The 23,170-nt window shown below is 56.7% G+C and carries 19 protein-coding genes, 1 tRNA gene and 1 pseudogene; 7 read left to right on the top strand and 14 right to left on the bottom strand.

Annotated elements, in window-relative coordinates:
• The first annotated feature begins 16 nt into the window (after positions 1–16).
• Positions 17–1,477, top strand: a complete 1,461-nt coding sequence (locus J7382_RS09960) for a coniferyl aldehyde dehydrogenase (protein ID WP_209068891.1) — start codon at positions 17–19, stop codon at positions 1,475–1,477.
• 53 nt (positions 1,478–1,530) lie between these two features.
• Here the strand turns inward: J7382_RS09960 and J7382_RS09965 are convergent, their stop codons facing one another.
• The 4 genes and pseudogenes from J7382_RS09965 to J7382_RS09980 form a co-directional block, all read right to left on the bottom strand.
• Positions 1,531–1,941 carry a BLUF domain-containing protein gene (locus J7382_RS09965; protein ID WP_209068892.1) on the bottom strand — a complete coding sequence of 137 codons (411 nt, stop codon included), beginning with the start codon at positions 1,939–1,941 and terminating at the stop codon, positions 1,531–1,533.
• Between the two features lie 114 nt (positions 1,942–2,055).
• Positions 2,056–2,839, bottom strand: a pseudogene (locus J7382_RS09970) (IS5 family transposase).
• 72 nt (positions 2,840–2,911) lie between these two features.
• The gene (locus tag J7382_RS09975; RefSeq protein ID WP_209068893.1) at positions 2,912–3,862 is read right to left on the bottom strand and encodes a hypothetical protein; all 951 of its coding nucleotides are present in this window, start codon (positions 3,860–3,862) and stop codon (positions 2,912–2,914) included.
• A gap of 61 nt (positions 3,863–3,923) precedes the next feature.
• A tRNA-Arg gene (locus J7382_RS09980) sits at positions 3,924–4,001 on the bottom strand.
• Between the two features lie 340 nt (positions 4,002–4,341).
• On the opposite strand from J7382_RS09980, the gene J7382_RS09985 reads away from it, so the two are divergent.
• On the top strand, positions 4,342–5,181 hold the full coding sequence (locus tag J7382_RS09985) for a DMT family transporter (RefSeq protein ID WP_058238149.1): 840 nt from the start codon (positions 4,342–4,344) through the stop codon (positions 5,179–5,181).
• Between the two features lie 113 nt (positions 5,182–5,294).
• Here J7382_RS09985 and phnY read toward each other — a convergent pair whose 3' ends face one another.
• Genes phnY through J7382_RS10000 form a run of 3 tightly spaced genes read right to left on the bottom strand, consistent with a single transcriptional unit; the run spans position 5,295 to position 9,215 of the window.
• Positions 5,295–6,743, bottom strand: a complete 1,449-nt coding sequence (gene phnY, locus J7382_RS09990; protein WP_209068894.1) for a phosphonoacetaldehyde dehydrogenase — start codon at positions 6,741–6,743, stop codon at positions 5,295–5,297.
• 19 nt (positions 6,744–6,762) lie between these two features.
• Positions 6,763–8,007 (bottom strand): phosphonoacetate hydrolase, encoded by a 1,245-nt coding sequence (phnA, locus tag J7382_RS09995; protein WP_058238085.1) that lies wholly within the window; start codon positions 8,005–8,007, stop codon positions 6,763–6,765.
• 20 nt (positions 8,008–8,027) lie between these two features.
• Positions 8,028–9,215 (bottom strand): 2-aminoethylphosphonate--pyruvate transaminase, encoded by a 1,188-nt coding sequence (locus J7382_RS10000; RefSeq protein ID WP_209068895.1) that lies wholly within the window; start codon positions 9,213–9,215, stop codon positions 8,028–8,030.
• A gap of 116 nt (positions 9,216–9,331) precedes the next feature.
• Between J7382_RS10000 and J7382_RS10005 the strand changes: the two genes are divergently transcribed.
• Positions 9,332–10,219 carry a LysR substrate-binding domain-containing protein gene (locus tag J7382_RS10005; protein WP_209068896.1) on the top strand — a complete coding sequence of 296 codons (888 nt, stop codon included), beginning with the start codon at positions 9,332–9,334 and terminating at the stop codon, positions 10,217–10,219.
• A 38-nt stretch (positions 10,220–10,257) separates the two neighbouring features.
• Here the strand turns inward: J7382_RS10005 and J7382_RS10010 are convergent, their stop codons facing one another.
• From J7382_RS10010 to J7382_RS10040, 7 genes are all read right to left on the bottom strand, one after another.
• Positions 10,258–12,279 carry a putative 2-aminoethylphosphonate ABC transporter permease subunit gene (locus J7382_RS10010; protein ID WP_247744944.1) on the bottom strand — a complete coding sequence of 674 codons (2,022 nt, stop codon included), beginning with the start codon at positions 12,277–12,279 and terminating at the stop codon, positions 10,258–10,260.
• Positions 12,279–13,391: a putative 2-aminoethylphosphonate ABC transporter ATP-binding protein gene (locus J7382_RS10015; protein ID WP_348540021.1), complete on the bottom strand. Its 1,113-nt coding sequence runs from the start codon at positions 13,389–13,391 to the stop codon at positions 12,279–12,281. Before J7382_RS10015 ends, J7382_RS10010 begins: the two co-directional genes overlap by 1 nt.
• Before the next feature lie 123 nt (positions 13,392–13,514).
• Entirely contained in the window at positions 13,515–14,534 is a 1,020-nt protein-coding gene (locus tag J7382_RS10020; RefSeq protein ID WP_209068898.1) for a putative 2-aminoethylphosphonate ABC transporter substrate-binding protein, read from the bottom strand.
• 374 nt (positions 14,535–14,908) lie between these two features.
• Positions 14,909–15,853, bottom strand: a complete 945-nt coding sequence (locus J7382_RS10025; RefSeq protein WP_209068899.1) for an ABC transporter substrate-binding protein — start codon at positions 15,851–15,853, stop codon at positions 14,909–14,911.
• A gap of 79 nt (positions 15,854–15,932) precedes the next feature.
• The gene (locus tag J7382_RS10030; RefSeq protein ID WP_209068900.1) at positions 15,933–16,940 is read right to left on the bottom strand and encodes an ABC transporter permease; all 1,008 of its coding nucleotides are present in this window, start codon (positions 16,938–16,940) and stop codon (positions 15,933–15,935) included.
• Positions 16,937–18,463, bottom strand: coding sequence for a sugar ABC transporter ATP-binding protein (locus J7382_RS10035; RefSeq protein WP_209068901.1), 1,527 nt, complete (start codon positions 18,461–18,463; stop codon positions 16,937–16,939). Before J7382_RS10035 ends, J7382_RS10030 begins: the two co-directional genes overlap by 4 nt.
• Positions 18,464–18,503: 40 nt before the next feature.
• Complete coding sequence (locus J7382_RS10040; protein ID WP_209068902.1) at positions 18,504–20,057, bottom strand: altronate dehydratase family protein; 1,554 nt, start codon at positions 20,055–20,057, stop codon at positions 18,504–18,506.
• Between the two features lie 84 nt (positions 20,058–20,141).
• On the opposite strand from J7382_RS10040, the gene J7382_RS10045 reads away from it, so the two are divergent.
• From J7382_RS10045 to J7382_RS10060, 4 genes are read left to right on the top strand one after another with little or no spacing between them, the layout of a single operon-like run.
• Positions 20,142–20,861: a GntR family transcriptional regulator gene (locus J7382_RS10045; protein ID WP_247744945.1), complete on the top strand. Its 720-nt coding sequence runs from the start codon at positions 20,142–20,144 to the stop codon at positions 20,859–20,861.
• An 11-nt stretch (positions 20,862–20,872) separates the two neighbouring features.
• The gene (locus J7382_RS10050; RefSeq protein WP_209068903.1) at positions 20,873–21,925 is read left to right on the top strand and encodes an aldo/keto reductase; all 1,053 of its coding nucleotides are present in this window, start codon (positions 20,873–20,875) and stop codon (positions 21,923–21,925) included.
• Positions 21,915–22,343 (top strand): RbsD/FucU family protein, encoded by a 429-nt coding sequence (locus J7382_RS10055; RefSeq protein WP_209068904.1) that lies wholly within the window; start codon positions 21,915–21,917, stop codon positions 22,341–22,343. Before J7382_RS10050 ends, J7382_RS10055 begins: the two co-directional genes overlap by 11 nt.
• Positions 22,340–23,170, top strand: coding sequence for an amidohydrolase family protein (locus J7382_RS10060; RefSeq protein WP_209068905.1), 831 nt, complete (start codon positions 22,340–22,342; stop codon positions 23,168–23,170). Before J7382_RS10055 ends, J7382_RS10060 begins: the two co-directional genes overlap by 4 nt.

The raw sequence follows: 23,170 nt of genomic DNA on the forward strand, positions 1-23,170 counted from the left end.
CCCGAGGAGACCCATGATGACGGTCACACAGCTTTCCCCCGCCCCGACTGCAGAGAGTGATCTGGATGCGCTGTTGCTGGCGCAGAAAAAGGCGGCGCTGGCCGATCCGATGCCAGATCATGCCAGCCGCATTCGCCGGTTGGACAAATTGCACAATGCCATTTTAGACAACCGCGACCGCATGATTGCAGCCTGTCGCGCGGATTTCTCCAATCGCGCGGCGGCAGAGACAGAAATGGCGGAAATTGGCCCGGTGCTGGAAGGCATTGCCTATTACCGCAAGCGTTTGAAAAAGTTCATGAAGCCACAGCGCCGCCACACGCCGCTGGTGGCCATGCCAGCGCGTGTCGAGGTGCATTATCAGCCGGTTGGTGTGGTGGGCATTGTGGTGCCGTGGAACTTCCCGTTCTTTCTGGGGCTGTCGCCGCTGGTGGGGGCCATCGCTGCAGGCAATCGCGCCATGATCAAAACCTCCGAATATGCCCCAGCCTCAGGCGCGTTGATGCAGGAGATGCTGGCAGAGATTTTTGCAGAAGATGAGATCACTGTGGTCACAGGCGGGGTCGAGGTGGCCACCGCCTTCACCAAATTGCCGTTTGATCATCTGGTGTTCACCGGCTCAACGCAGGTCGGCAAGATCGTGATGCGCGCAGCGGCGGACAACCTGACGCCTGTGACGCTGGAACTGGGCGGAAAATCCCCGGCGATCATTCACCCGGACTACCCATTGGATGAGGCCGCAAGCCGGATCGGATTTGGCAAAGGCTTCAATGCCGGACAGATCTGTGTGTCCCCTGACTATGTGCTCTGCCCGCGCGACAAGGTCGATGCCTTTGCCGCCGCGTTCACCAAGGCCATGTCGAGGTCTTATCCATCCTTGCGTGACAATGACGATTACACCGCGATCATCACCGATCAGCAGAAGGCGCGGCTGGAAAGCTATCTGAGTGATGCGGAGGCCAAAGGGGCCAAGGTGATCCGCATCAATCCCAAAGACGAGGATTTCACCGGCACACGCAAGATGCCGCTGACCATCGTGCTGGGCGCGACCGATGAGATGCTGGTGATGCAGGAAGAGATCTTTGGGCCGATCCTGCCGATCCTGCCCTATGATACAATGGACGCCGCGCTGGCCTATGTGCATGAACGCCCCCGTCCACTCGCGCTGTATTACTTTGACTGGGACAAGGCGCGCGGCGATGACATTCTGGCGCGCACCCATTCTGGCGGTGTCTGTATCAATGACACCGTGATGCATGTGGGCGTGGACGACATGCCCTTTGGCGGCATCGGCCCCTCGGGCATGGGGCATTATCATGGCGAAGAAGGCTTCCGCACCTTCTCCAAGGCGAAGGGCGTGCTACGCAAGGGCAAGATCAATGCCACCGCTTTTGTGGCGCCGCCCTGGGGCAATTTTATGTACAGGCAACTTATGAAAATGCAGGCGCTGCGGTTTCGCAAGCGCAAGATCGACTGACGCGCCGGACTGCGCGCGCCCAGCGGGGCGCTGCTTCCACAGACGCCGCGCGCTCACATCTTCTTTTGCGGAGGGATATGTGTGGCGCGCTGCTTTTGCGCCTCAAGGGTCAGCCGCTCCCGGACAGCCTCTGCACTGCTTGAAGGGCTGAGCAACGCATTCTGCAGTTCACTTGCGGCACGGGAGTATCCCATCGACCACCCGGTGAAACGCCGAGATGAAATTTCATCCACTTGCAGCACCTGAAAGTCCGTATGGCGCTTGTCTTTGGCGATGCGAGGCAACAGATCGTCAATGATGTCTGCGGCGCCCTCAAAATACTGGTAGTAATGCTGATGACAGCGATACAGAAACCCCGTGATGCCATGCGTCGCATTGAACTTAAAGGCTTCGCGCAGAATCTCCATATCAACGGCTTCGAACGCAGGATGCAGGCTTAAACTGTTGTAAATTACGAATTTCAAGCGCGAACTCCTCGCATATTCTATTGGAGGTTATAATACTCCTAAGGTGAATATCCCCTTTATACTCTCCTAATAAGAGCATTGCACTCATTACGAACGCTTTCGGGTCAGGACTCACAGCCAGTAGATAACGAGTGTGGCAAGTGCGATGGCTGACAGGAAGACCTGGGGACATCTAGCATAGCGTGTTGCGACACGCCGCCAATCTCTCCACCTTCCGAACATGATCTCGATCCTGTAGCGGCGCTTGTCGTATTTGAGGGACTTCTTGCACTGTTTACGACCTGGAATGCAGGCGCGTATCCCTTTGTCTTTTAATGCTTCTCGGAACCAATCGGCATCATGACTACGATCCCCGATCAGCCAGTTGACATCCGGCAGACTGCGCAACAATGCGCGTGCGCCAATATAGTCGCTCACTTGACCCGCGGTGACAAACGGGCTGAGCGGAAGTCCATGGCTATAGCAGATTGCATGCAGTTTGGAGCTCATGCCGCCTCTGGTGCGACCAATCAGGCGCCCACGCCCCCCCTTTTGAGCCTCAGACTGGTGGCGGTGCGGCGGGTCTTCAGATAGTTGGCGTGGATCATCACCGTCGTTTCTTCGGAGTGTGCACCAGCCAGACCGGACATCATCTGCGCGAAAATGCCTTTGTCGCTCCCGTTGCCCGGCAACATATTCTCGGAATGTGTGAGAGGAGACGTTTCCAGCGATTGTAGAGCGTCTTGTGTGGTCCATAGGTCGAAGGAGCGCCCCACCACCTCAAACCATTACGATTAATGACGATAATTCCGCTCAACATACGCCGGTCATCAACCCGTGGTTTGCCGTGGGACTTGGGAATGAAGGGCTGAAGACGCGCCATCTGCGCATCCGTCAGCCAGAATAGATCCGACATGGTCACCGCTCGATTCTCGAAATGTGCAACACGCCGAAAAATACAATTAATGGATCCTGATCCTAGAATTTGTCATTTTGCATGAAATCTCAAAGTAGTTAGTTTCGCATGATTTTCAAAAATAGAGTTAATAACTCGAAGCGGGCACAGAAAGCTATAATCCCCCAGATCCATTCTGCACGCAGCCGCTACCGATAATTGCAAGAACCTCTCACTATAATCATCAAAAATTATAGGCCTAGAAGCAATCGCATCTTTCAAGACATCCTGTCTTAAATCAAACTGACTAAAGTCATATCTCGAAACAAAAGAAGAAATACCAAACGCTGCCGGAGTAATCCGTTCAATGCATTTTATTGCCTCATCTCCTGGTAAATCGTCCGATATCGCGAGAATGAACCCTCTTATTTCATTGCGTTCGGAAGCCGACCAGCTAGCAAAGCATCCATTCACTTGCTTAAAAAGCCCTGCCTTTGCTACTTCTTTGATCACAGCATTGGCTTCCGAAAAATCAATGCCCCCAAACCCTTTCAGGCTAGCCCCACTGGTGGTCAAGCTGTACTCGTATTCTGCGTCATATATGAAGATAACGATTCGCGCCTCATAGGATACTTCGCTACCGCCGAATATATTGTCAGGGAATCCGACAATAGACGCATCCAGTCTTGAGGCATTGCTAAGACTCAATACGTTTGATAGGGCTGCCATCTGGCTACCACCGTCAGAAAAACCTAAAAACTGCGCAACTACGGCACCTTCCCAATAAGACAATCGATCAACAGAAATATTCTCTGCTGTATACCTATTAGCTGGATGCACAAGCGGATCAACCCCCGCTTGAGAGTACGCGTACTTCGGAAAAGCCATCCCCCCAATGGCACAACCGAACATAATCACAAAAACCTGTAGAGAGAGGGCAATCCAACATTCTCTCAAGGGTCTTTGTTTCCACTTAAAAAAAACAACCTTTAACTGAATGTACTTGTAAATATTTTTCCCATTAAGCGACACGTTTTTCAACATAATATCCCCACAAATTCAAACCCCATCCGCTGCGCCCAGCGCTGCAACAGTTTATGAAGGGTGGCGAGCCGTGGAGGACTCGAACCCCCGACCTGAGAATTAGAAGTTCCCTGCTCTAATCCAGCTGAGCTAACGGCCCGCACTTCTGATCGGTGTATCAGGCAAATCTGAGGCCTTGTCAACTTGGTACAGAACGCTGCGCATAGCGAAAATGCCCGCCTAATTTCAGGATCTTGGGACCGATCAGAAGCGAAAGCATACGTCTTTTTGAATTGGGGGCGAGGCGTGCCTGCCAAGACGCACCACTGGAAGGGATCATTGGTTATTTTGATGATACCACAGCTTTTTCCGATTTGACCCACGCGGCACGCCAGCGTCACAAATGTGTTACACAGGCTCTCGCGGCCACACTCAGGCGTCAGCCTCCAGCTTCCGGAAATACTCTCAATGCCTCTTTTTCTTGCCGTCGTGTCTGTCACATGACGCCGTCTCTGCTTCTAATCATTCTGTCGGCGGCGTTTTTGCACGCTTTGTGGAATGCCATAGTCAAAGGCGCGCCAGATCGCACGCTTGTGCTTGGCTTTATTGCGCTTGGACATGTGGTTCCAGCGCTGTTTGTGCTGCCCTTCACCGGCCTGCCCGCCCCCGCCTCCTATCCGTTTATCATCGGCTCCACGGTGGTGCATTGGGGGTATTACTGGTTTTTGCACATCGCCTATCGCACCGGAGATCTCTCCGTGGTCTATCCGATCTCGCGCGGCATCACGCCGGTGCTGGTGACCACGGGCGCGGTGGTCTTTGCCGGGGAATATCTGCCCTTTGAAGCCTGGATGGGCATTTTGCTGATTTCAGCAGGTATTGCCTACCTGTCGCTGGGTGGAGCCGGGCAAGGAAAAAACCTGAGCGCCATTGCCGCAGCGCTGGCCACAGGCGCCATGATTGCGAGCTATTCGTTGATTGATGGGTTCGGCATCCGGCTGTCTCAGAACAACCTTGGCTATATTGCCGTGCTGTTTGTGGCCGAGATTTTTGTGGCGGTCTTTGTGCTCACCACCCGCTGGGAGCGGGTGCATCGCCTTGCGCCGCGTCATGTACTGACGGGATTGGCCGGAGGGGTGATCTCGGGGCTGGCCTATGCGCTGGTACTTTATGCAAAGACTCTCGCGCCTTTGGGGATTGTCTCAGCGCTGCGTGAAAGTTCGGTGATTTTTGCCGCGTTGATCGGGGTGATGTGGTTTGGAGAAGGCCCCAAATCCAACCGGCTTTTGGCGGCAAGCATTGTGGCGGTGGGTATCGTGGTGCTGGCGTTTTACAAGTGAGGATCTGGCGATATCGGCATCCCGACCCGACACGATATACTCAGATCTTCGCTCATAAAAAATGAGGCCCTGAAGGGCCTCATAGTTACGGGAAGAAAGAGATGTCTTTGCCGTCAGCCGGGCCAAGGCAGCGAATAAGTCTTGACGTTGGTGAAGAACTTCATCGCTTCGATGACCCCTTCCTTCACGCCATTGCCGCTGTCTTTGATCCCGCCGAAGGGCGACATTTCAATCCGGTAGCCGGGTTGCTCCCAGATGTTGCAGGTGCCCACGTTCAGACCGTTGATATAGGCAATCGCCCGGTTCAGATCGTTGGTGCAGACGCCAGAGGACAGGCCAAACTCGGTGGAGTTTGAAATCGCCATGACCTCATCGTCATTGTCGGGCACGCGCACGATAGGCACGATGGGGCCAAAGGTCTCTTCCATCACCAATTCACTGTCATGGGGGACTTTGTCGACCACGATCGGCGGCAGCAACGCGCCCTGACGGCCCGGATGGTAAAGGATCTCCGCCCCATCCCGTTCGGCCAGATAGACCCGCTGCTCAAACAGCTCAGCGGCCTTATCGTGAATCACACAGCCCAGCTCAGTTTCAGGATCCTGCGGATCGCCGAATTTGATAGCTTTGGCCTTCTCAAGCACCAATGGCACAAAGCGATCTGCCACGCTTTCCTGAACCAGAATACGTTTCACCGCGGTGCAGCGCTGACCGGAGTTGCCGGTGGCCCCGGCCACGGCGATGGTGGCCGCCTTTTCCAGATCCGCATCGCTGAGATCATTACAGATGATCAGGGGGTCATTGCCGCCCAGCTCCAGCGCGGTGCGTTTGTACCCCGCCTTGGTGGCAATCATCTTGCCCACAGGCACACCACCGGTGAAGGTGATGATGTCGATGTTGTCATTGGTGATCATTTCATCACCAATATCGGCTGGCAGCCCGGTCACCACCTGGAACATCTGCGGCGGCAAGCCCGCCTCATAGAGGATATCCGCCAACGCCAAAGCCGTGAGTGGTGTCAGCTCGGTGGGCTTGCAGACCATGCAGTTGTTGGTCGCAATCGCCGGGGCGATTTTGTGGCTCACCATATTGAGCGGGTGGTTGAAAGGCGTGATGGCGGAAATCGTGCGCACGGGTTCACGGGTGGTGAAGATCTTACGCGCCTTGCCATTGTGGGTCAGGTCACAGGAGAAAATCTCGCCATCATCCTTGAGCGCCTCAGCGGCAGCAAATTGATAGACGTCCTGCGCGCGTTTGGTCTCATAGATGGCGTGCTGGTGGCAGATGCCAAGCTCCAGTGTCAGCCATTTTGCGAGATAGTCGCGGCGCTCCCCAATCAGCTCTGACGCCCGATGCAGGATCTGGCTGCGCTCATAGCGGGTGAGTTTTGGCGTGTAGTTCGCCGCAATCTCAAAGGCCTGACGCGCATGTTCTGCCGTGCCTGCAGGCACCGTGCCAACCACCTCATTGGTGTAAGGATAAAGCACCGGGATGGTGTCTTCGGTGAAGACAACCTTCCCATCAATGCGCATCCCTTCGTTGCGGATTTCCGTTGTGGACATGGTTTGATCTTTCATGGCGTTACAGCGCTGCCGCTGTTGTGGCGTAGAAGAAGGCATCAAAGTTACGCAGCACGGGTGCCTCTGGCAGCTCGATCACGCGGTTCACGATAAAGGGCACTTCCTGCTCGGTCAGGCCGCCATGGCTGCGCAGCGGCTCTTTCAGAGCGGCCAGATCATGGCGGTGCTCAGAGGTGCCGATGGTGACGTTTTCACCAGAGATCACCACAAGATCGCCAATCCGGTCACCGGGCAGCTCAAAGCGCTCCATGGCCTCTTCTTTGTCCACCGCCAGAATGATGCCGTCCTGTGCGCTCAGCTTGGCGATCATCTCTGCGCGGTCTGCGCCTTCTGGCAGATAGATGGTTGCGAAAGAGCCCAGCGCACCGTGGTGCACCACATAGGGGTCGGTGATCGGCAGGATCACGCGCGCGGCGTCTTTGCCCAGCCACTCATCCATCAGATCCTGAGTATAGATCACATTGGGCGTGCCATCTGCGTGGTGCTTGGGCTTCATGCCGTGGTCAGCGGTGACCACGATGGCCGCGCCCAGCGCGTCCAGTTCGCCCAGATAGCGGTCAAACATTTCATAGAAATCCAGCGCGCCCTGCTGTTCTGGAGCGAATTTGTGCTGAATGTAGTCCGTGGTGGAGAGATACATCACGTCCGGTTTGAATTCCTTGAGCAGCTTCACACCGGCGGCGAAGACAAATTCGCTCAGCTCAGCGGAATAGACTTCTGGCACTTCCATACCAAGCCACTCAGAGGCGTTGTCGATGCCATGCTCTGCTTTGGTGGTTTCGCCGGAGCGTTCGGAGGAAAAGGCCACCGCACGGTCTTCGTCAAACTTCAGGCCAGCGCCCAGCAGCGCGCGCAGCTTGTCTTTGGCGGTAACCATGGCGACGCGGGCGCCCGCTTCGTAGAACTGAGAGAAGATGGTAGGCGCGCGCAGGAAGCGCACATCGTTCATCATCACTTCTTCGCCGGTATCAGGGTCAATCAGATAGTTGCCGCAGATGCCGTGCACTTTTGGAGGCTGGCCGGTGGCGATGGAGAGGTTGTTGGGGTTGGTGAAGGACGGGATCACCGAATGCGCAAGGCGGTCTGTGCCGGTTTCGCGCATCTTCTTGAGGTTTGGCATCAGGCCTTTGGCGATGGCGACTTCCAGATACTCTGGCTCGCAACCGTCCAGACAGATGGCAATCGCCGGAACCTTTGGGGTGGGATAAACGCGGGTGTTCGCTTCTACGGGCGCGTGGATGGTCATTTGGGATTCCTTTTTAAACTTTAAGCGGCCAGCTTGGCGCGTTCTTGAAGGGCCAGAGCCGGAGGCGCGGCACTCGCCACCCCCATTTCCGCCAGCGTTTCTTTGGCGGCGGTAACGACCTGCCGCATGATGTGTTCGTCCATCTGCCCGATGCAGCCGACGCGGAAACTGTCCACAACGGTCAGCTTGCCGGGATAGATGATAAAGCCCTTTTCTTTCATCAGCGCATAGAACTGATCAAAGACGAAGTTCTCATCCGCAGGGCAGAAGAAGGTCACGATGATCGGCGACAACCAGCGGTCTTTGAGCAGGGTTTCAAAGCCAAGCTCGCGCATGCCTTCGACCATCACATCGCGGTTCCGGGCATAGCGTGCGCCGCGGCCTGCGACGCCGCCTTCGACCTTATGCCCCTTCAGCGCTTCAAGGAAGGCCGCAACCACATGGGTTGGCGGGGTGAAGCGCCACTGACCGGTCTTGTTCATGTGCGCCCATTGGGCATGCACATCCAGCGACAGGGAGTGGCTGTTGCCCTTGGCGGCCTCAAGCTCACTCTTGCGGGCAATGACAAAGCCAAAGCCAGGCACGCCTTCGATACATTTGTTGGCCGAAGACACCATCGCCTCGTAGCGGATATCCGCCACCTTCAGTTCGATGGCCCCAAAGGCGGACATGCTGTCGATCAGAAGTTTGCGGCCCGCGCCATAGGTGGCTTCAGAGATTTCTTCAATCGGGTTCAGAATGCCGGAGCTGGTTTCGCAGTGGATGGCCACAACATGGGTGATGGCAGGGTCCTCTGCGAGGATTTTGGCCACTTCGTCACCGCGTGGCGGGAGATAGTCCCCTTTGTCCAACACGATGTGTTCGCGGTTCAGATACTCCAGCGTCTGGGCAGACCGTTTGCCATAGGCGCCATTGGCCAGAACCAGTGTTTTGCCATCTTTTGGGATGAAGGAGGCCAGCATAGCCTCCACTGCGAAAGAGCCGCTGCCCTGCATGGGCACGCAATCAAAGTCATCCGCCCCCTCGCCCAGCATCTCAAGTAGCTGGCTACGCATGGATTTGGTCATGGCGCGGAAATCATCATCCCAGCTGCCCCAATCACGCAACATCGCCTCTTTGACCGCGTAAGACGTGGTCAGTGGGCCAGGTGTTAACAGGAAGGGTTCCCCCAATTTGGGCGGGGCAATTTGCGTCTTCTGAGCGACCATTTCAGCTCTCCGAAATTGATTGTTGAGAACAGCATTGCAGCAATGGCATCTATATGTGAAATTGCAAATATCAATCGTTATATAGGCTCAACCTATAAGCAAAGTCAGGGACAAAAATGCGTCACAGCCAGCTGAAAGCCTTTCATCATGTGGCCCTCATGGGCGGCTTCTCCAGGGCGGCGGAGGCCTTGTTTTTGTCGCAGCCTGCGATCTCTGAGCAGGTGCGCAAGCTCGAACAGGATCATGACGTTCTGCTGTTTCACCGTGAGCGTAAACGGGTGCGCCTGACCCTCGCCGGAGAGCAGCTGTTCCGCCTGACCAAGCAGTTTTTTGAGATTGAGCAGCAGATCGAAGAGAACCTCTCAGAGGCCTCAGCCTCAACCGAGGGGGAGATCCGCATTCTGGTGGATTCGGCGCACCACGTGACGGATATTCTGCGCCGTTTTCTGAAGCGCTATCCGAAGGTGACAGTGTCTATGCAGGTGGGGAACACGGAAAACATCATCGAAGCCCTGCGGGCGTATAATGCGGAAATCGGGGTGATCGGCAGTCAGGAAGCGGGCAAGGATGTGACAACGCTGGATCTGGGGGCTACGGATATTGTGGCTTTTGTCGCGCGGGAGGTCATTGCCGAAGACAAACCCTCGATCACGCTTGAAGAGTTGTCAAACTATCCGCTGGTGTTTCGCGAACAGGGTTCGCAGACGCGTCAGAAGCTGGTGGATGCCGCAGCCGGACAAGGCCGCACGTTGACCCCTGCGATTGTCGCGGAGGGTCGTGAAGCGGTGCGGGAGATTGTGGCCTCTGGGGCCGGGATCGGCTTTGTGTCCAAGGCGGAATATGTACAGGATCCGCGCGTGCAGCAGATGGAACTGGCTGATCTGGATGTGAGCATGAGCGAAACGCTGGTGCATCTCACACAGCGTCGCGATGTGCGGGTGATCCGCCTGTTCATGGAAATCGCACGTTCCGTACAGGCTCAGAAAAAAGCCCCCACCACATAAGCGGCGGGGGCTTTGTCTCTTTGGCGATGGTCGCAGGCTTAGCGCGTGCGCCAGGCCTGTGTGCGGCGCAGGATGCCACGCGACGCGATCAGGTGAATGATCCGTGCCGCCGCATTGGTGTAAAAGATCATCATCCCCATCGCCGCAGCCGGTGCGATGTCGCCTGCATCATCCATGTTCAACACGGCAATGGAGGCCAATGTTGTTTTGGGCGAATAGAGGAACACCACGGCAGATACCGTCGTCATGGCATTCACAAACAGATAGATGGAAATGTCCAAGACGGTGGGCAGGCTGACCGGAACGGTGACACGGGCAAAGAGCTTCAACGTTGGCTGCTTGAGTGAGGCCGATACGGCTTCAAACTCCCGGTCCATCTGTTTGAGCGAGGTCATCGCCGTCAGATGAGACACGGTGTAGAAGTGTGTCACCGTGCAGATCACCAGAATGGTCATGGTGCCGTAAATCGCATTGAGCGGATTGTCCGGGTTGTTGAAGAAGAAGATGTAGGCGAGGCCCAGCACCATGCCCGGAATGGCCATGGGCAGCATGGCAAACATCTGAAACACCGCGCGCCCTGCGCCAAAGCCGTTGGATTTCTCCACCAGATAGGCCCCGAAGAACACCACCGATGTCCCACAGATCGCGGTCAGCAACGCCAGCTTGATAGAGTTGAAATAAGAGGCCCAGCCGCCGCCGTCCATTTTATCGAACTGATAGTTGTTCAGGCTCAGACTGAGATCATAGGGCCAGAACTTCACCAGCGCAGCAAATTGACAGACCGCCAGCATGCCCACGATGAACAGCGCCACAAGAGAACAGTAGATCAGGAAGCCCCGGTCTGCCACCGCATTGGGCGTGGGCTGATAGGGCACGGAGCGCGCGGACAGCAGCGCCACCTGTTTGGACTGCACCATACGGTCGATGGCAAAGGCCAGAATGGCAGGCACCACAAGCACCACAGAGACCACCGCCCCCATTTCAAAGTTCTGCTGACCGATCACCTGTTTGTAGATGTCCACCGCAAGCACATTGAATTGTCCGCCAATCACCTTGGGCAAGCCGAAGTCGGTGATCACCAGATTGAACACCACAAAGGCGGCAGAGATCAGACCATAGCGCACGCCAGGGACAGTGACCGTCCAGAAAGTGCGCCATGGGGTGGCACGCAGGCTGGTCGCGGCCTCATAGAGGCGGGCATCAGAGATGGCCAATGCCGCCGAGATGATGATGAAGGCATGTGGGAAGGTAAAGAAGACCGAGCCAATGACAATGCCGATTGGCCCATAGATACTGGCCCCAAACAGCAGCTCTTTGATCATGCCCTGATTGCCGAAGAGATAGACCAGCGCGATGCCGGGCAAGAGCGACGGCACAAGGATGGGTGCCATGGCGATCAGACGGAAGAAGCCTTTGAAGCGCATGCAGCTGCGGTTCAACGCATAGGCAAACCAGAAGGCCAGAGAGACTGTGACCACCGTGGAGAGCACTGCAATCCAGAGAGAGTTCTTGATAGAATTAAACAGCGCTGGCGTAGAGAAGTAGCTGACAAAGTTGTCCACGCCGGTGGATTTTGTCGGTCTCAGCTGCACCCGTCGAAAGGTGTTGGAATCCAGCGTTTGCCACGTGGTGTCATCATAAAGCGTGGAGCCGACCAGAAAGCGGCCATCTTCTACGACATTGCGGATCTGATACATCACCGGGCTGCGGAAGCTGAACTCGGGGAAGAAAGCTGTCACGCCAAGGCGGCCATCGGCACCGGTGCTCAGATCGCTGTCGGCATAGGCCTCTGTCTGGGCATTGAGCGCCGCGCCGGTGAGCACGGTGCCATCAAACACGCCGGCCTCATCGCTGACCTGAAACTCATATTGAGAGAGTTCAAAGCGATAGGTCGAAAAGGATTTGGACAGCATGGAAAACAGCGGGAACGCCAGGGTGATCACCAGATAGAGCGCAATGATGATCATGCCGCCGCGCATCATCAAATCATCGCGGCTCAGCTTTCCCTTGATGTCCTTGCCCGGGGGCAGTTCGGAAGTATGTGAAGACGCCATTGTCATCAGCTCTCTCCCGAACGATCAAACGCCATCAGCCGGTCTGCGGGCAGCTCGATGATCATCGGTTTGCCCTCGGCAAGACCCAGACGTCGCACGGCGTTGATAGAGAAATCGGCAATCAGCTCTGCGCCGCCAAAGCGATCATTCTGCAGACGGCAGCGCCAGAAGGATCCGAGGAACTCCATCTCATGCAAGAGCACTTCGATACAGTTCTGATCGGCGCCCTCAGACTGATATCCCGCCTCATGGGGAATGATGTCTTCGGGGCGGATGGCGGCCACAACGGCGGCACCATCGGAAAAATCATGGGCATGGCAGGCAAAGCTATCTTCACCAATGGCCAGACGGCCGCCATTGGCCACAGCGCTGTCGATCTGGTTCATTTCGCCAATGAAGTCGGCGACAAACAGATTGCTGGGCTCGCGGTAGACCTCAGTGGGGGAGCCGACCTGTTCGATCACCCCATGGTTCATCACGACAATGCGGTCAGCCATGGCAAGCGCTTCTTCCTGATCGTGGGTCACCATGACAGTTGTGACCCCCAGCTTGCGCTGCAGCTCTTTGATTTCGTGGCGCAGATGCACGCGCACTTTGGCATCCAGCGCCGAGAGCGGCTCATCCAGAAGCAAAAGCCCCGGTTTGGTGGCGATGGCGCGGGCCAGCGCAATACGCTGTTGCTGACCACCTGAGAGCTGCGCGGGGTATTTTTTGCCCTGATCGGGCAGGCCAACCAGCTTCAGCAGATCTTTGACGCGGGTGGCGATTTCCCCTTTGCTGCGGCCTGCATTTTCCAGACCGAAGGCGATGTTTTTCTCAATCGTCAGGTTGGGGAACAGCGCGTAGGACTGAAAGACGATACCAAAATCGCGCTCTGAAGGTGGCAGGTTGGAGACGTCTTTGCCGTCCTGCGTGATCGACCCGCGGGTTTGCAGATCAAGGCCAGCAATGGCCCGCAGCAGCGTTGTTTTTCCGCAGCCGGATGGCCCGAGAAAACAAATGAATTCGCCTTCTTTGATGTCCAGTGAAATGTCCCTGAGAGCCAGAAAGGTTCCGAACGCTTTCCATAAGTCTTTTATGCTCAGGTAGAAGTCACCTGATGTTTGTTCTGCAGTCACGGGTTCAGTCCTTAGATCTTCGCTGATCGCGCACACCAACAGTTCCGGCACAGGCCAGACCATGTCGGGACAGCGGGTAATTGACGGATCTGTGCGGGGGCCTGAGCCCCCGCAGCGATTGGGTTATTTGGGGTCAGATTTGCCATCGTAGCGAGATTGCCACTCTTTGAGGATGGCCGCACGGTTGTTCGCAGCATACTCAAAGTCGTTGTCAATCATCGCATCCAGCAGGCCCTCTGGGAAATGTTCAACCGGCTTGGCCACACCAGGATAGGCGACAACGGCATAGCCGGAGTTGTACATTTCGTTGGCTTCTTTGGTGACAGAGAAGTCCAGAACCTTCTGAGCGGCTTCGAGATTGGCGGTGCCAGCCACAATCGCAGAGGCTTCCATATCCCAGCCTACGCCTTCGCTTGGCACGATGATTTCCAGCGGCGCGCCTGCGGCTTTTGACTTGGCGCCACGGAAGGCAAAGGAAATACCAATCGGGATTTCGCCTGCGGCGGCCAGTTTACAAGGCTTGGAGCCGGAATGGGTGTAGCGCGCAATGTTGTTGTGCAGCGCATCCATATATTCCCAACCGCCCTCTTCACCAAAGAGCTGCAGCCAGCTTGAAACGTCAAGGAACCCCGTACCCGAAGAGTTCGGGTTTGGCATGATCACGTGACCTTCATACATCGGGTCGGTGAGATCCTGCCAGGAGGTCGGCGGGGTCAGACCATTCTTTTCGGCCTCAACGGTGTTGTAGCAAACAGAAGCCACCCAGGCATCCATGCCCACCCAAGACGGGGTCTCACCACTGTCGACAAATTTGGAATCAAGCTTCTCCACACCTTCTGGTGCGTAGGGCTCCAGCATGCCTTCGGACTTCAGCAACAGAAGTGACGTGGCCGCCAGCCCCCAGACAAGATCGGCCTGTGGATTGTCACGCTCGGCCAGCAGCTTGGCTGTGATGATGCCGGTGGAATCACGCACCCAGTTGATTTTGATGTCCGGATAGCTTTCGTTGAATGTCTCAGCGTATCTGGCCAGATCTTCCGCTTCGACTGCCGTATATACTGTCAGCTCGGTTTCGGCGACAGCCCCCGTGGCAACCAGGGCGCTCAAGGCCAGGCTTGCGTAAAATGACGCAGCTTTTTTCATTTTTCTTCCTCTGTTGGTTTCAGATCAGGACGCAGGATTCTTGGTGATCACTTTCGTCTTTGATCAGTTTGTCATGTTTCATAGACAAGAGAAGTTGATTTAACCTACAACTTTATAACCTCAGCCTATGGATATTTTGAGCACTGGAACAGGAGAAAGCCTTAAAAATAAGCCCTCCATAGAAAAGTGCTCTCTCATCCTTAAAAAGAAGGGGCATGCGGCCGTCTGAGCCGCCCTGCTATTTTTGGAGAAACTGGCAGAAGCACTGTTCAAAAAATAGGCAGCACTTCGGAGTGTGAGGGCGGCTTATCGCAGGAGAAAGAAAAAGGCCCGCTGGAGAGCGGGCCTTTGACGTCAGATATCCGTACTCAAAATCAATCGTAGAGAACGGCCTGGATTTTTGGCTCATCGATGTTGGAGGCATCATAGTAGTAAAAGCCAGTGTCGATCAGCGCAGGCACGGTCTCACCTTTGGTCGCCATGACCGCCGCCTTAACGGTTTCATAGCCAATGCCCACTGGGTTCTGTGTGATCGCACCCGCCATCAGGCCACTGCGTACGGCGTCGGTCTGCGCCTTGCCGCTGTCATAGCCGATGATCACGATGCCCTCGGTGCCCAGCTCCTGAACGCCGTTCACCACACCGATGGCGGAGCCTTCGTTGGTGCCAAAGATGCCATTCAGATCAGGGTTTGCTGTCAGGATCGCCTTGGTCACCTCAGTGGATTTCAGGTGATCCCCCTGACCATATTGTACGGTCACCACTTCGATGTCGGGATAGTTGGCTTCGATGCGGTTTACGAAGCCATCGCGACGGTCGATGCCCGTGCGGCTGGTCTGGTCGTGGGCCACAACGGCCACTTTGCCTTTGCCACCGATCAGTTCCGCCATTTTGTCAGCGGCCATGCCCGCCGCTGCAGCGTTGTCGGTGGTGGCGGTGGCCAGCGGGATGTCGCTGTCTACGCCGCTGTCAAAGGCGACGATTGGGATGCCTGCATCGTTGGCCTGACGCAGCAGAGGGATCGCCGCCTGGCTGTCCAGCGCCGCAAAGCCAATTGCAGCTGGCTTGTTGGCCAGTGCCGCTGCGAGCATGTCGATCTGACGATCCACCATGGTCTCATTGTCTGGACCTTCGAAGGTGATGCGCACACCAAACTCGTCTGCAGCCTGCTCTGCACCGAGCTTAACCGCTTGCCAGAACTGGTGTTGGAACCCTTTGGAAACCAGCGGGATGTACATCTCCTCGGCCGCAGCCAGGGATCCCGGTACGCTCATCGCAGCGGCACCAAGGGCCCCTAGAATAAAACGACGTGTCAGCATGATTTTCTCCTCCATGTATAAGTCATGCAATTCGTAGGAATTGTGGGATGACGGGGCATGGCCCCGACACCGCCGGGTTTCACCCGGATTTGTTGCGGCGCACCATGTCGGCATAGACCGCAAGAATGATGATCGCGCCGGTGACAACGGTCTGCCATTCCTGCGCCACCGAAAGCACACGCAGCCCGTTGGTGAGCACAGCCATGATCAGAGCGCCGATTAACGTACCCAGAATGGTGCCACGACCACCGGAAAGCGACGTACCCCCAATCACAACGGCGGCGATGGCCTCAAGCTCATAGCCCAGCCCCAGAGCAGGCTGCGCGGAGTTCAAACGCGAGGCGATTAGAATGCCGCCGATGCCGCAAATGCCACCGGCCAGTGCATAGATGCGCATTTTCCAGCGATCGGTGTTCACACCGGACAGGCGCACGGCCTCCTCGTTAGACCCCAAAGCAAAGGTGTAACGGCCCAGCACGGTACGGCTCAGGATGTATGCTGCGGCAATCGCAACGATGAACAGGATAAGCACCCCATTTGGGATCGGCAGAGATGGGATCACTTTGCCAATCAGGGAGCCGCGCGAGATCTGGTCAAACCCCGGCGTGTCATTGAAGTAGATCGGCCGCGTGCCGGAAATCACCAGCGAAAGGCCTTTCAGGATCAGCATCATCCCCAAGGTGGCGATAAAGGGCGGAATTTTCATCTTGGCCACAAATGTGCCAGACAACAGGCCGCAGAGTGCACCCGCGGCAATCGCCGCTGCGACCCCGAGCAGAAGCGGCATGCCCAAATAGGTGAGCACAACACCAGCGATCACCGCGCAGAAGGTCATAAGCGTGCCAACGGAGAGATCAATTCCGCCAGTGATGATCACCAGCGTGGCTGCCACTGCCAGAACGCCATTGACCGAGGTGGCCTGCAGGATGGCGATCATATTGGATGTTTGCATGAAGTTTGGCGAGGCAATCGAGAAACCGATCAACAGAACGATCAAGCTCGCGAAGGCCAAGAGTTTTTGATAGGCCCCGGATTCCCCAAGCCCTGAAAGGGGCGATTTCTCGTTTACGTCGGTGGCCGTGCTCATTGTACTGTCTCCGCTACCTGCATGACCGCTTCCCTTTGAGTGGCCAGTTGCATGATGTCTTCTTGAGTGGTGTCTTTGCCGCCCGGCAGAATGCCGGTCAGCCGGCCTTCGCACATCACCGCGATACGGTGGCTGAGGCGCATGATTTCCGGCAATTCAGAGGAGATCACGATGATCGTCTTGCCGTCTGCTGCGAGGTCTTCGAGCAGTTTGTAGATTTCAGATTTGGCCCCCACATCGATGCCGCGCGTGGGTTCGTCAAAAATCAGAATGTCACAGTCACGCAGCAGCCATTTGGCGATCACGACCTTCTGCTGATTGCCCCCGGACAACAGGCGTACCTCCTGCGTGTCAGACGGGGTGCGAATGCCCAGCTGTGCGATGTATTTCTCTGCGGTCTGCGCCATGCCCGCTTCATTGAGCACCCCAGCCGCAGAAGAGAACAGATCCAGCGAGGCGAGCGCCACATTGTCCCGCACGTTCATGCCTGTTGCGAGGCCAAAGTGTTTCCGATCCTCAGACAGGTAGCCGATGCCTGCGCGTACGGCATCGCTTGGAGACTTGATGCTGACAGTCTGGCCATGCACCTTCACCACCCCTGCATCCTTGGCATCCGCGCCAAAGAGCGCGCGCGCCACTTCGGTGCGCCCTGCCCCCATGAGGCCAGCAAACCCCAAAATCTCACCGCGCTGCACTGCGAAGCTGACATCCTGAATGTCACGCCCCCGGCTCAGCCCGGACACCTGAAGCGACACTTCTGCACCGGTGAGATCGGGCACATCCAGAGGCTCTTCGGTGACTTCGCGCCCCACCATCATAGCGATGATCTGACTGATCGGCGTGTCTGCGGCCTGAACGACACCCACATATTCACCGTCCCGCATCACCGTCACGCGGTCAGCAATCTGTTTCAGCTCATCCATCTTGTGACTGATGTAGACGATACCGACACCCTCCGACTTCAGGCGGCGAATGATGGTGAACAGTTCCGCAATCTCCGCGTCATTGAGCGCGGCCGTGGGTTCATCCATGATCAGAACCTTGGAGCGAAACGACAGCGCCTTGGCGATTTCTACCATCTGCTGCTTGGCGATGGTCAGGGTGCCGACGATGGTTTTCGGATCCAGATTGAGGTTCATGGACGCAAAAATCTCTGCGGTTTGCGCATTGAGCGCGGCCTCATCCAGACGCCCAAAGCTTTTGCGCGGCTCGCGACCGATGAAGATATTCTGAGCCACGGTCAGGTCATTCATCAGGCTGAGTTCCTGATGAATGATACCGATACCGAGATCCTGCGCTTCGCTTGGAGAACTCGGGTTCACCTCCGCGCCTTCGATCTTGAGGGTGCCCCCGTCGCGCTGATAAATTCCCGACAGAATCTTCATCAGCGTGCTTTTGCCAGCACCATTTTCGCCCATCAAAGCGTGGACTTCACCGGATGCCAGATCAAACTCAACCCGTTTGAGCGCATGCACCCCCGGGAAGAACTTATCGATTCCCGCCATTTCGACCAGTTTGGTCATTTCTCCTCCCAATGTTTTGTCCTCCCCAACTGGCGCCCGGTTACATCACCGCGCCGATTTGCCAGGGGACAAATTCAACCCCGCCAAAGCCCAAGGCTTCGCTTTTTGTTTCTGCGCCGGATGCGACGCGGATCAACATTTCAAACAGCTCTTCACCCTTGGCTTCGATGCTCACCCCTTCGGTAACGATGTCGCCACAGTTCAGATCCATGTCCTCAGACAGGCGCGCATACATCTCGGAATTGGTGGCGAGTTTGATGCACGGGGTCGGCTGATAGCCGGACACAGATCCCCGTCCGGTGGTGAAGACAATCAGATTGGCGCCGGAGGCCACCTGCCCTGTGACAGAACAGGGATCAAAGCCCGGACTGTCCATGAAGACAAAGCCGTGTTTGTCGATAATTTCACCAAACTGATAGACATCGCGCAGAGGAGCGGTGCCGCCTTTTGCGACGGCGCCGAGCGATTTTTCAAGAATGGTTGTCAGGCCGCCGCGCTTGTTGCCGGGGCTTGGATTATTGTCCATCTCGCCGCCGTTGCGCTCAGTGTAATCCTCCCACCAGCGCACACGCTCGATGAGCTTTTCCCCAACAGCCTCGGTTTCGGCGCGCCGTGTCAGCAGGTGTTCTGCACCATAGATTTCGGAGGTTTCAGACAGGATGGTGGTGCCACCATGGCGCACGAGAAGATCGGACGCATAGCCCAGCGCCGGATTGGCCGTGATGCCAGAATAGCCATCTGAACCGCCGCATTGCATGCCAACCATGATTTCACTCACAGGCGCAGGCGCGCGTTTCGCCTGATTGGCGAGTTCTGCGATCCCGCGCAGTTCCTCAACCCCCCGCTCGATGGTGCGGCGCGTGCCGCCTTCGTGTTGAATTGTCATGTAGCGCAGCGCGCCATCTGCCCGGATTGGCTGTCCGCCGACAAGGCTGGCGACCTGCATCACCTCGCAGCCAAGGCCAATCAGAAGAATACCACCGAAATTCGGATGCTGGGCATAGCCGGAGAGCGTGCGAAACAGCGCTGCGTAGCCCTCGTTTTCACCCGACATGCCACAGCCGGTGCCATGCACAATAGGCACGATCCCATCCACATTCGGGAAGGATTCAAGCAGCCCCCCCTTCTCCGCAGCCTCTGCAATGAAGCGTGCAACTGAGCCAGAACAGTTCACCGTGGTGAGAATCCCGATGTAGTTGCGCGTCCCTACTTTGCCATTGGCGCGGTGGTAACCATCGAAGGTGCGCGCCTCGTGGCATTCTGACAGCGGCACAGAGGCCGAGGCATGAGCATAGTCCTGCTGGTGCGCTCCCATGCCAAGATTGTGCACATGCACATGATCACCCGTCGTAATGTCCGCCTTGGCCTCGCCGATGATCTGCCCGTAGCGGATGACGTTTTCACCCGCTGCGATGGGCTGCAACGCGATTTTATGACCACGGGTAACTGCACTGGTAAGGGGCTCTGGCACATGGGCGACACGCTCCCCCGCTGCCAGCTCTCGCAGCGCGATCACAACGTTGTCAGATGGGCTGAGTCGCAGCACATCCCCATTAGCGCTTTGATTTCCTGTGTTTTTTTGTGGTGCTTGCATGATGTTCTCGCTTGCCTTCCCCATTTTGCTAGGCTGCAAAACATCACTTGTCAACTAACATGTTAGCATGATATTCATCTTAGTATGACCAAAATTGTTGATATTGATGCCAGCTTACTGCGAGACACGAGCCCCTCTGAAGGCTCCCTCGCGCAGCGTGTTTACCTGTCTGTGAAAGACGCCATTCTGGCGCTAGACTTCCCTCCCGGTGCCAATCTGCGCAAGGCGCCGATCTGTGAGCGGCTGGGTGTCTCCCGTGCGCCTGTCACTGAAGCGATTGCCCGACTGGCCTCAGAGGGGCTGGTGGATGTGGTGCCGCAATCCGGCACACATGTGTCCTACTTTTCCATGTCTGAAATTCGGGAAGGTGTGTTCCTGCGCGAAGCTCTGGAACTGGCCACGATCGCCAAGGTGACACGCGACCTGACAGAAGAGCAACGCAAGCGGTTGAGCCGCAACATGCGCATGCAGGAGCTTCTGGTCGAAGACGGGGACATCGCAGGATTTTATGAAGCCGATGAAGAATTTCACAACCTTCTGATGGAGTTCACCGGCTTTCAGCGCCTGCCGGTTGTGGCCCAAACCGTCTCTTTGCAAGTGCGGCGCGCACGCTTACTGATGCTGCCAACGCAGGGGCGTGTCGCAGAGACACTGGATGAGCATCGCGCCATCTTCGAAGCAATCTGCGCCGGAGACGAAGCTGCCGCGCAGGCCCAAATGCGTCACCACCTTGGCCAACTGATGCCGCGGATTGAAGAGCTGTACAGCACCAAACCCACCCTTTTTAACGCGCCTCAGGCATAGAGAGAGACCCGATGTCCATTTCCCAAACGCGCCTTCTGAACAACCGCACATCCCGACCAGTCCCGCTGACCCAGATGGGCTTTGGCGGCGCTCCTCTGGGCAATCTGTATCGCAAAGTCAGCGACGCAGATGCGCAGGATGCCTTGCAAACCGCTCATGATGTCGGGGTGCGCTTTTTCGATACCGCGCCTCAATATGGGCTTGGCCGCTCAGAGATGCGCTTTGGCGAGGCGATCGCGCGCTTTGGACGCGACACCATTCAGCTGTCCAGCAAGATTGGCCGACTGCTTGTAGATTGCGAGCCCCATGAGGTGACACCGGAAGCTTTTGTGGATGTCCCACAGAAGCGTATCGTTTTTGACTACACGTATGATGGCGTGATGCGGTCCTATGAGGCCAGCAAGGCCCGTCTGGGTGTGGAAAACGTGGATATTCTGCTTGTGCATGATGTCTGTGTGTTCAGTCAGGGCAGCCAGGAGGCCTCTGATGCCAAGGTGCGGGAATTATTTGATGGCGGTGGATATCGGGCACTGACCGAGTTGCGTGACGCGGGAGAGATCGCCGCGATTGGCGCCGGTGTGAATGAGTGGCAGGTCTGTGAAAAACTGCTCGGTCTGGGCGATTTTGACGGCTTCCTGCTGGCTGGACGCTACACGCTTTTGGAGCAAGAGGCGCTCGACAGCTTCTTGCCCCTTTGCGAAAAACGGGATGTGGGCATCATTCTGGGCGGGCCCTACAACTCCGGCATTCTCGCCACCGGCGCGGTGGAAGGCGCAAAATACAACTACGACACAGCGCCAGAGCACATCATGGACAGAGTACGCAAAATCGAAGCGGTCTGCGCTGCCCATGACACGCCCCTGATTGCCGCGGCCTTGCAGTTTGTGCTGGGTCACCCCTGTGTCAAAACCGTTGTGCCCGGAGCCGTGTCCGGCGCAGAAGTCAGCGCAAATGCCCGCCTGATGGATACTATCATACCCGACGGCCTGTGGCATGATCTGCGCAGTGAAGGGTTGATCAGGCCGGATGCACCACTGCCATCGGAGCGTTCTGATGCTGCGTAACATCAATCCGCTCCTGTCGCCCGATCTGCTGCACTGTCTGCGCGCCATGGGTCATGGCGATGAGATCGTCATCGCCGATGCAAACTTCCCTGGAAGCAGCAGCGGCCCGACCTGTCTGCGTGCGGATGGCTCCAGCGCAAGCGAAATCCTTGAGGCCGTGCTGTCCGTGATGCCGCTGGACAGCTTCGTGCCTGATCCGGCGCTGACCATGCAGGTGGTCGGAGATCCTGATGCCCTGCCAGAAGCCGTGTCGGATTTTCAGCGGATCATTGATGCAACCGCTGACAACCCGGTGCCGGTACAGACGTTGGAGCGCTTTGCGTTTTATGCACGCGCCGCTTCGGCCTTTGCCGTCGTACAGACTGGTGAGCGCCGGCTCTATGGCAATATCATTCTGAAAAAAGGCGTGATCGGATGAGGATTGATGCGCATCAGCATTTCTGGTCACTGGCGCGTGGCGACTACGGCTGGCTGACAGAAACGCTTGCTCCGATCTATCGTGACTTTCTACCCGATGACCTGTCGCCGCTGCTCGCGCAGGCAGGGATTGAGGGGACGGTTCTGGTGCAGGCTGCCCCAACGGTGGCGGAAACCACGTTCATGCTCAGCCTTGCGGCCGAGCACGATTTTATCAAAGGCGTGGTCGGCTGGGTCGACTTTGACGCCGCAGACGCGCCCTATCAGATTGAGACGTTGGCGGCAGATGCCGCCCTCGTCGGATTGCGCCCGATGATACAGGACATCGCTGATCCAGACTGGATGCTCGGGGATGCCTTAACACCGGCCTTTGAGGCGCTGGTGGCACAGGATCTGACCTTTGATGCGCTGACCTTGCCGCCGCATCTAGGCAATTTGCGTAAGCTATTGAAGCGCCATGGAGACATGCGGGTGGTGATTGACCACGCTTCAAAGCCCTACATTCGCGATGGCGAGATAGCGGGATGGGCCGAAGACATGACCGCACTGGCACAGGAAACACAGGCGTTCTGCAAACTCTCCGGCATGGTCACGGAAGCTGCAGAGGATTGGCGCACGGAGGATCTGCGCCCCTATGTGGATCATCTGCTGACAACCTTTGGCCCTGAGCGCCTGATTTGGGGCAGCGACTGGCCCGTGTGCACATTGGCGAGCAGCTATGCACGCTGGCTTGAAACAACCGACGCTTTGCTAAGCGACCTGAGCGACACCGACCGCGCTGCCATACTCGGTGGCAATGCGGCCCGCGCCTACAACTTCAGAGAGTGA

The sequence above is a fragment of the Shimia sp. R11_0 genome, from assembly GCF_017744035.1.
GTDB lineage: Bacteria > Pseudomonadota > Alphaproteobacteria > Rhodobacterales > Rhodobacteraceae > Shimia > Shimia marina.

Bases quoted from the DNA above. Each gene is read 5' to 3' on its own strand.
- J7382_RS09960 (WP_209068891.1), top strand. From the start codon at position 17: ATGACGGTCACACAGCTTTCCCCCGCCCCGACTGCAGAGAGTGATCTG.
- J7382_RS09975 (WP_209068893.1), bottom strand. From the start codon at position 3,862: ATGTTGAAAAACGTGTCGCTTAATGGGAAAAATATTTACAAGTACATT.
- J7382_RS09985 (WP_058238149.1), top strand. From the start codon at position 4,342: ATGACGCCGTCTCTGCTTCTAATCATTCTGTCGGCGGCGTTTTTGCAC.
- phnY (WP_209068894.1), bottom strand. From the start codon at position 6,743: ATGTCCACAACGGAAATCCGCAACGAAGGGATGCGCATTGATGGGAAG.
- phnA (WP_058238085.1), bottom strand. From the start codon at position 8,007: ATGACCATCCACGCGCCCGTAGAAGCGAACACCCGCGTTTATCCCACC.
- J7382_RS10000 (WP_209068895.1), bottom strand. From the start codon at position 9,215: ATGGTCGCTCAGAAGACGCAAATTGCCCCGCCCAAATTGGGGGAACCC.
- J7382_RS10005 (WP_209068896.1), top strand. From the start codon at position 9,332: ATGCGTCACAGCCAGCTGAAAGCCTTTCATCATGTGGCCCTCATGGGC.
- J7382_RS10010 (WP_247744944.1), bottom strand. From the start codon at position 12,279: ATGACAATGGCGTCTTCACATACTTCCGAACTGCCCCCGGGCAAGGAC.
- J7382_RS10020 (WP_209068898.1), bottom strand. From the start codon at position 14,534: ATGAAAAAAGCTGCGTCATTTTACGCAAGCCTGGCCTTGAGCGCCCTG.
- J7382_RS10025 (WP_209068899.1), bottom strand. From the start codon at position 15,853: ATGCTGACACGTCGTTTTATTCTAGGGGCCCTTGGTGCCGCTGCGATG.
- J7382_RS10030 (WP_209068900.1), bottom strand. From the start codon at position 16,940: ATGAGCACGGCCACCGACGTAAACGAGAAATCGCCCCTTTCAGGGCTT.
- J7382_RS10035 (WP_209068901.1), bottom strand. From the start codon at position 18,463: ATGACCAAACTGGTCGAAATGGCGGGAATCGATAAGTTCTTCCCGGGG.
- J7382_RS10040 (WP_209068902.1), bottom strand. From the start codon at position 20,057: ATGCAAGCACCACAAAAAAACACAGGAAATCAAAGCGCTAATGGGGAT.
- J7382_RS10045 (WP_247744945.1), top strand. From the start codon at position 20,142: ATGACCAAAATTGTTGATATTGATGCCAGCTTACTGCGAGACACGAGC.
- J7382_RS10050 (WP_209068903.1), top strand. From the start codon at position 20,873: ATGTCCATTTCCCAAACGCGCCTTCTGAACAACCGCACATCCCGACCA.
- J7382_RS10055 (WP_209068904.1), top strand. From the start codon at position 21,915: ATGCTGCGTAACATCAATCCGCTCCTGTCGCCCGATCTGCTGCACTGT.
- J7382_RS10060 (WP_209068905.1), top strand. From the start codon at position 22,340: ATGAGGATTGATGCGCATCAGCATTTCTGGTCACTGGCGCGTGGCGAC.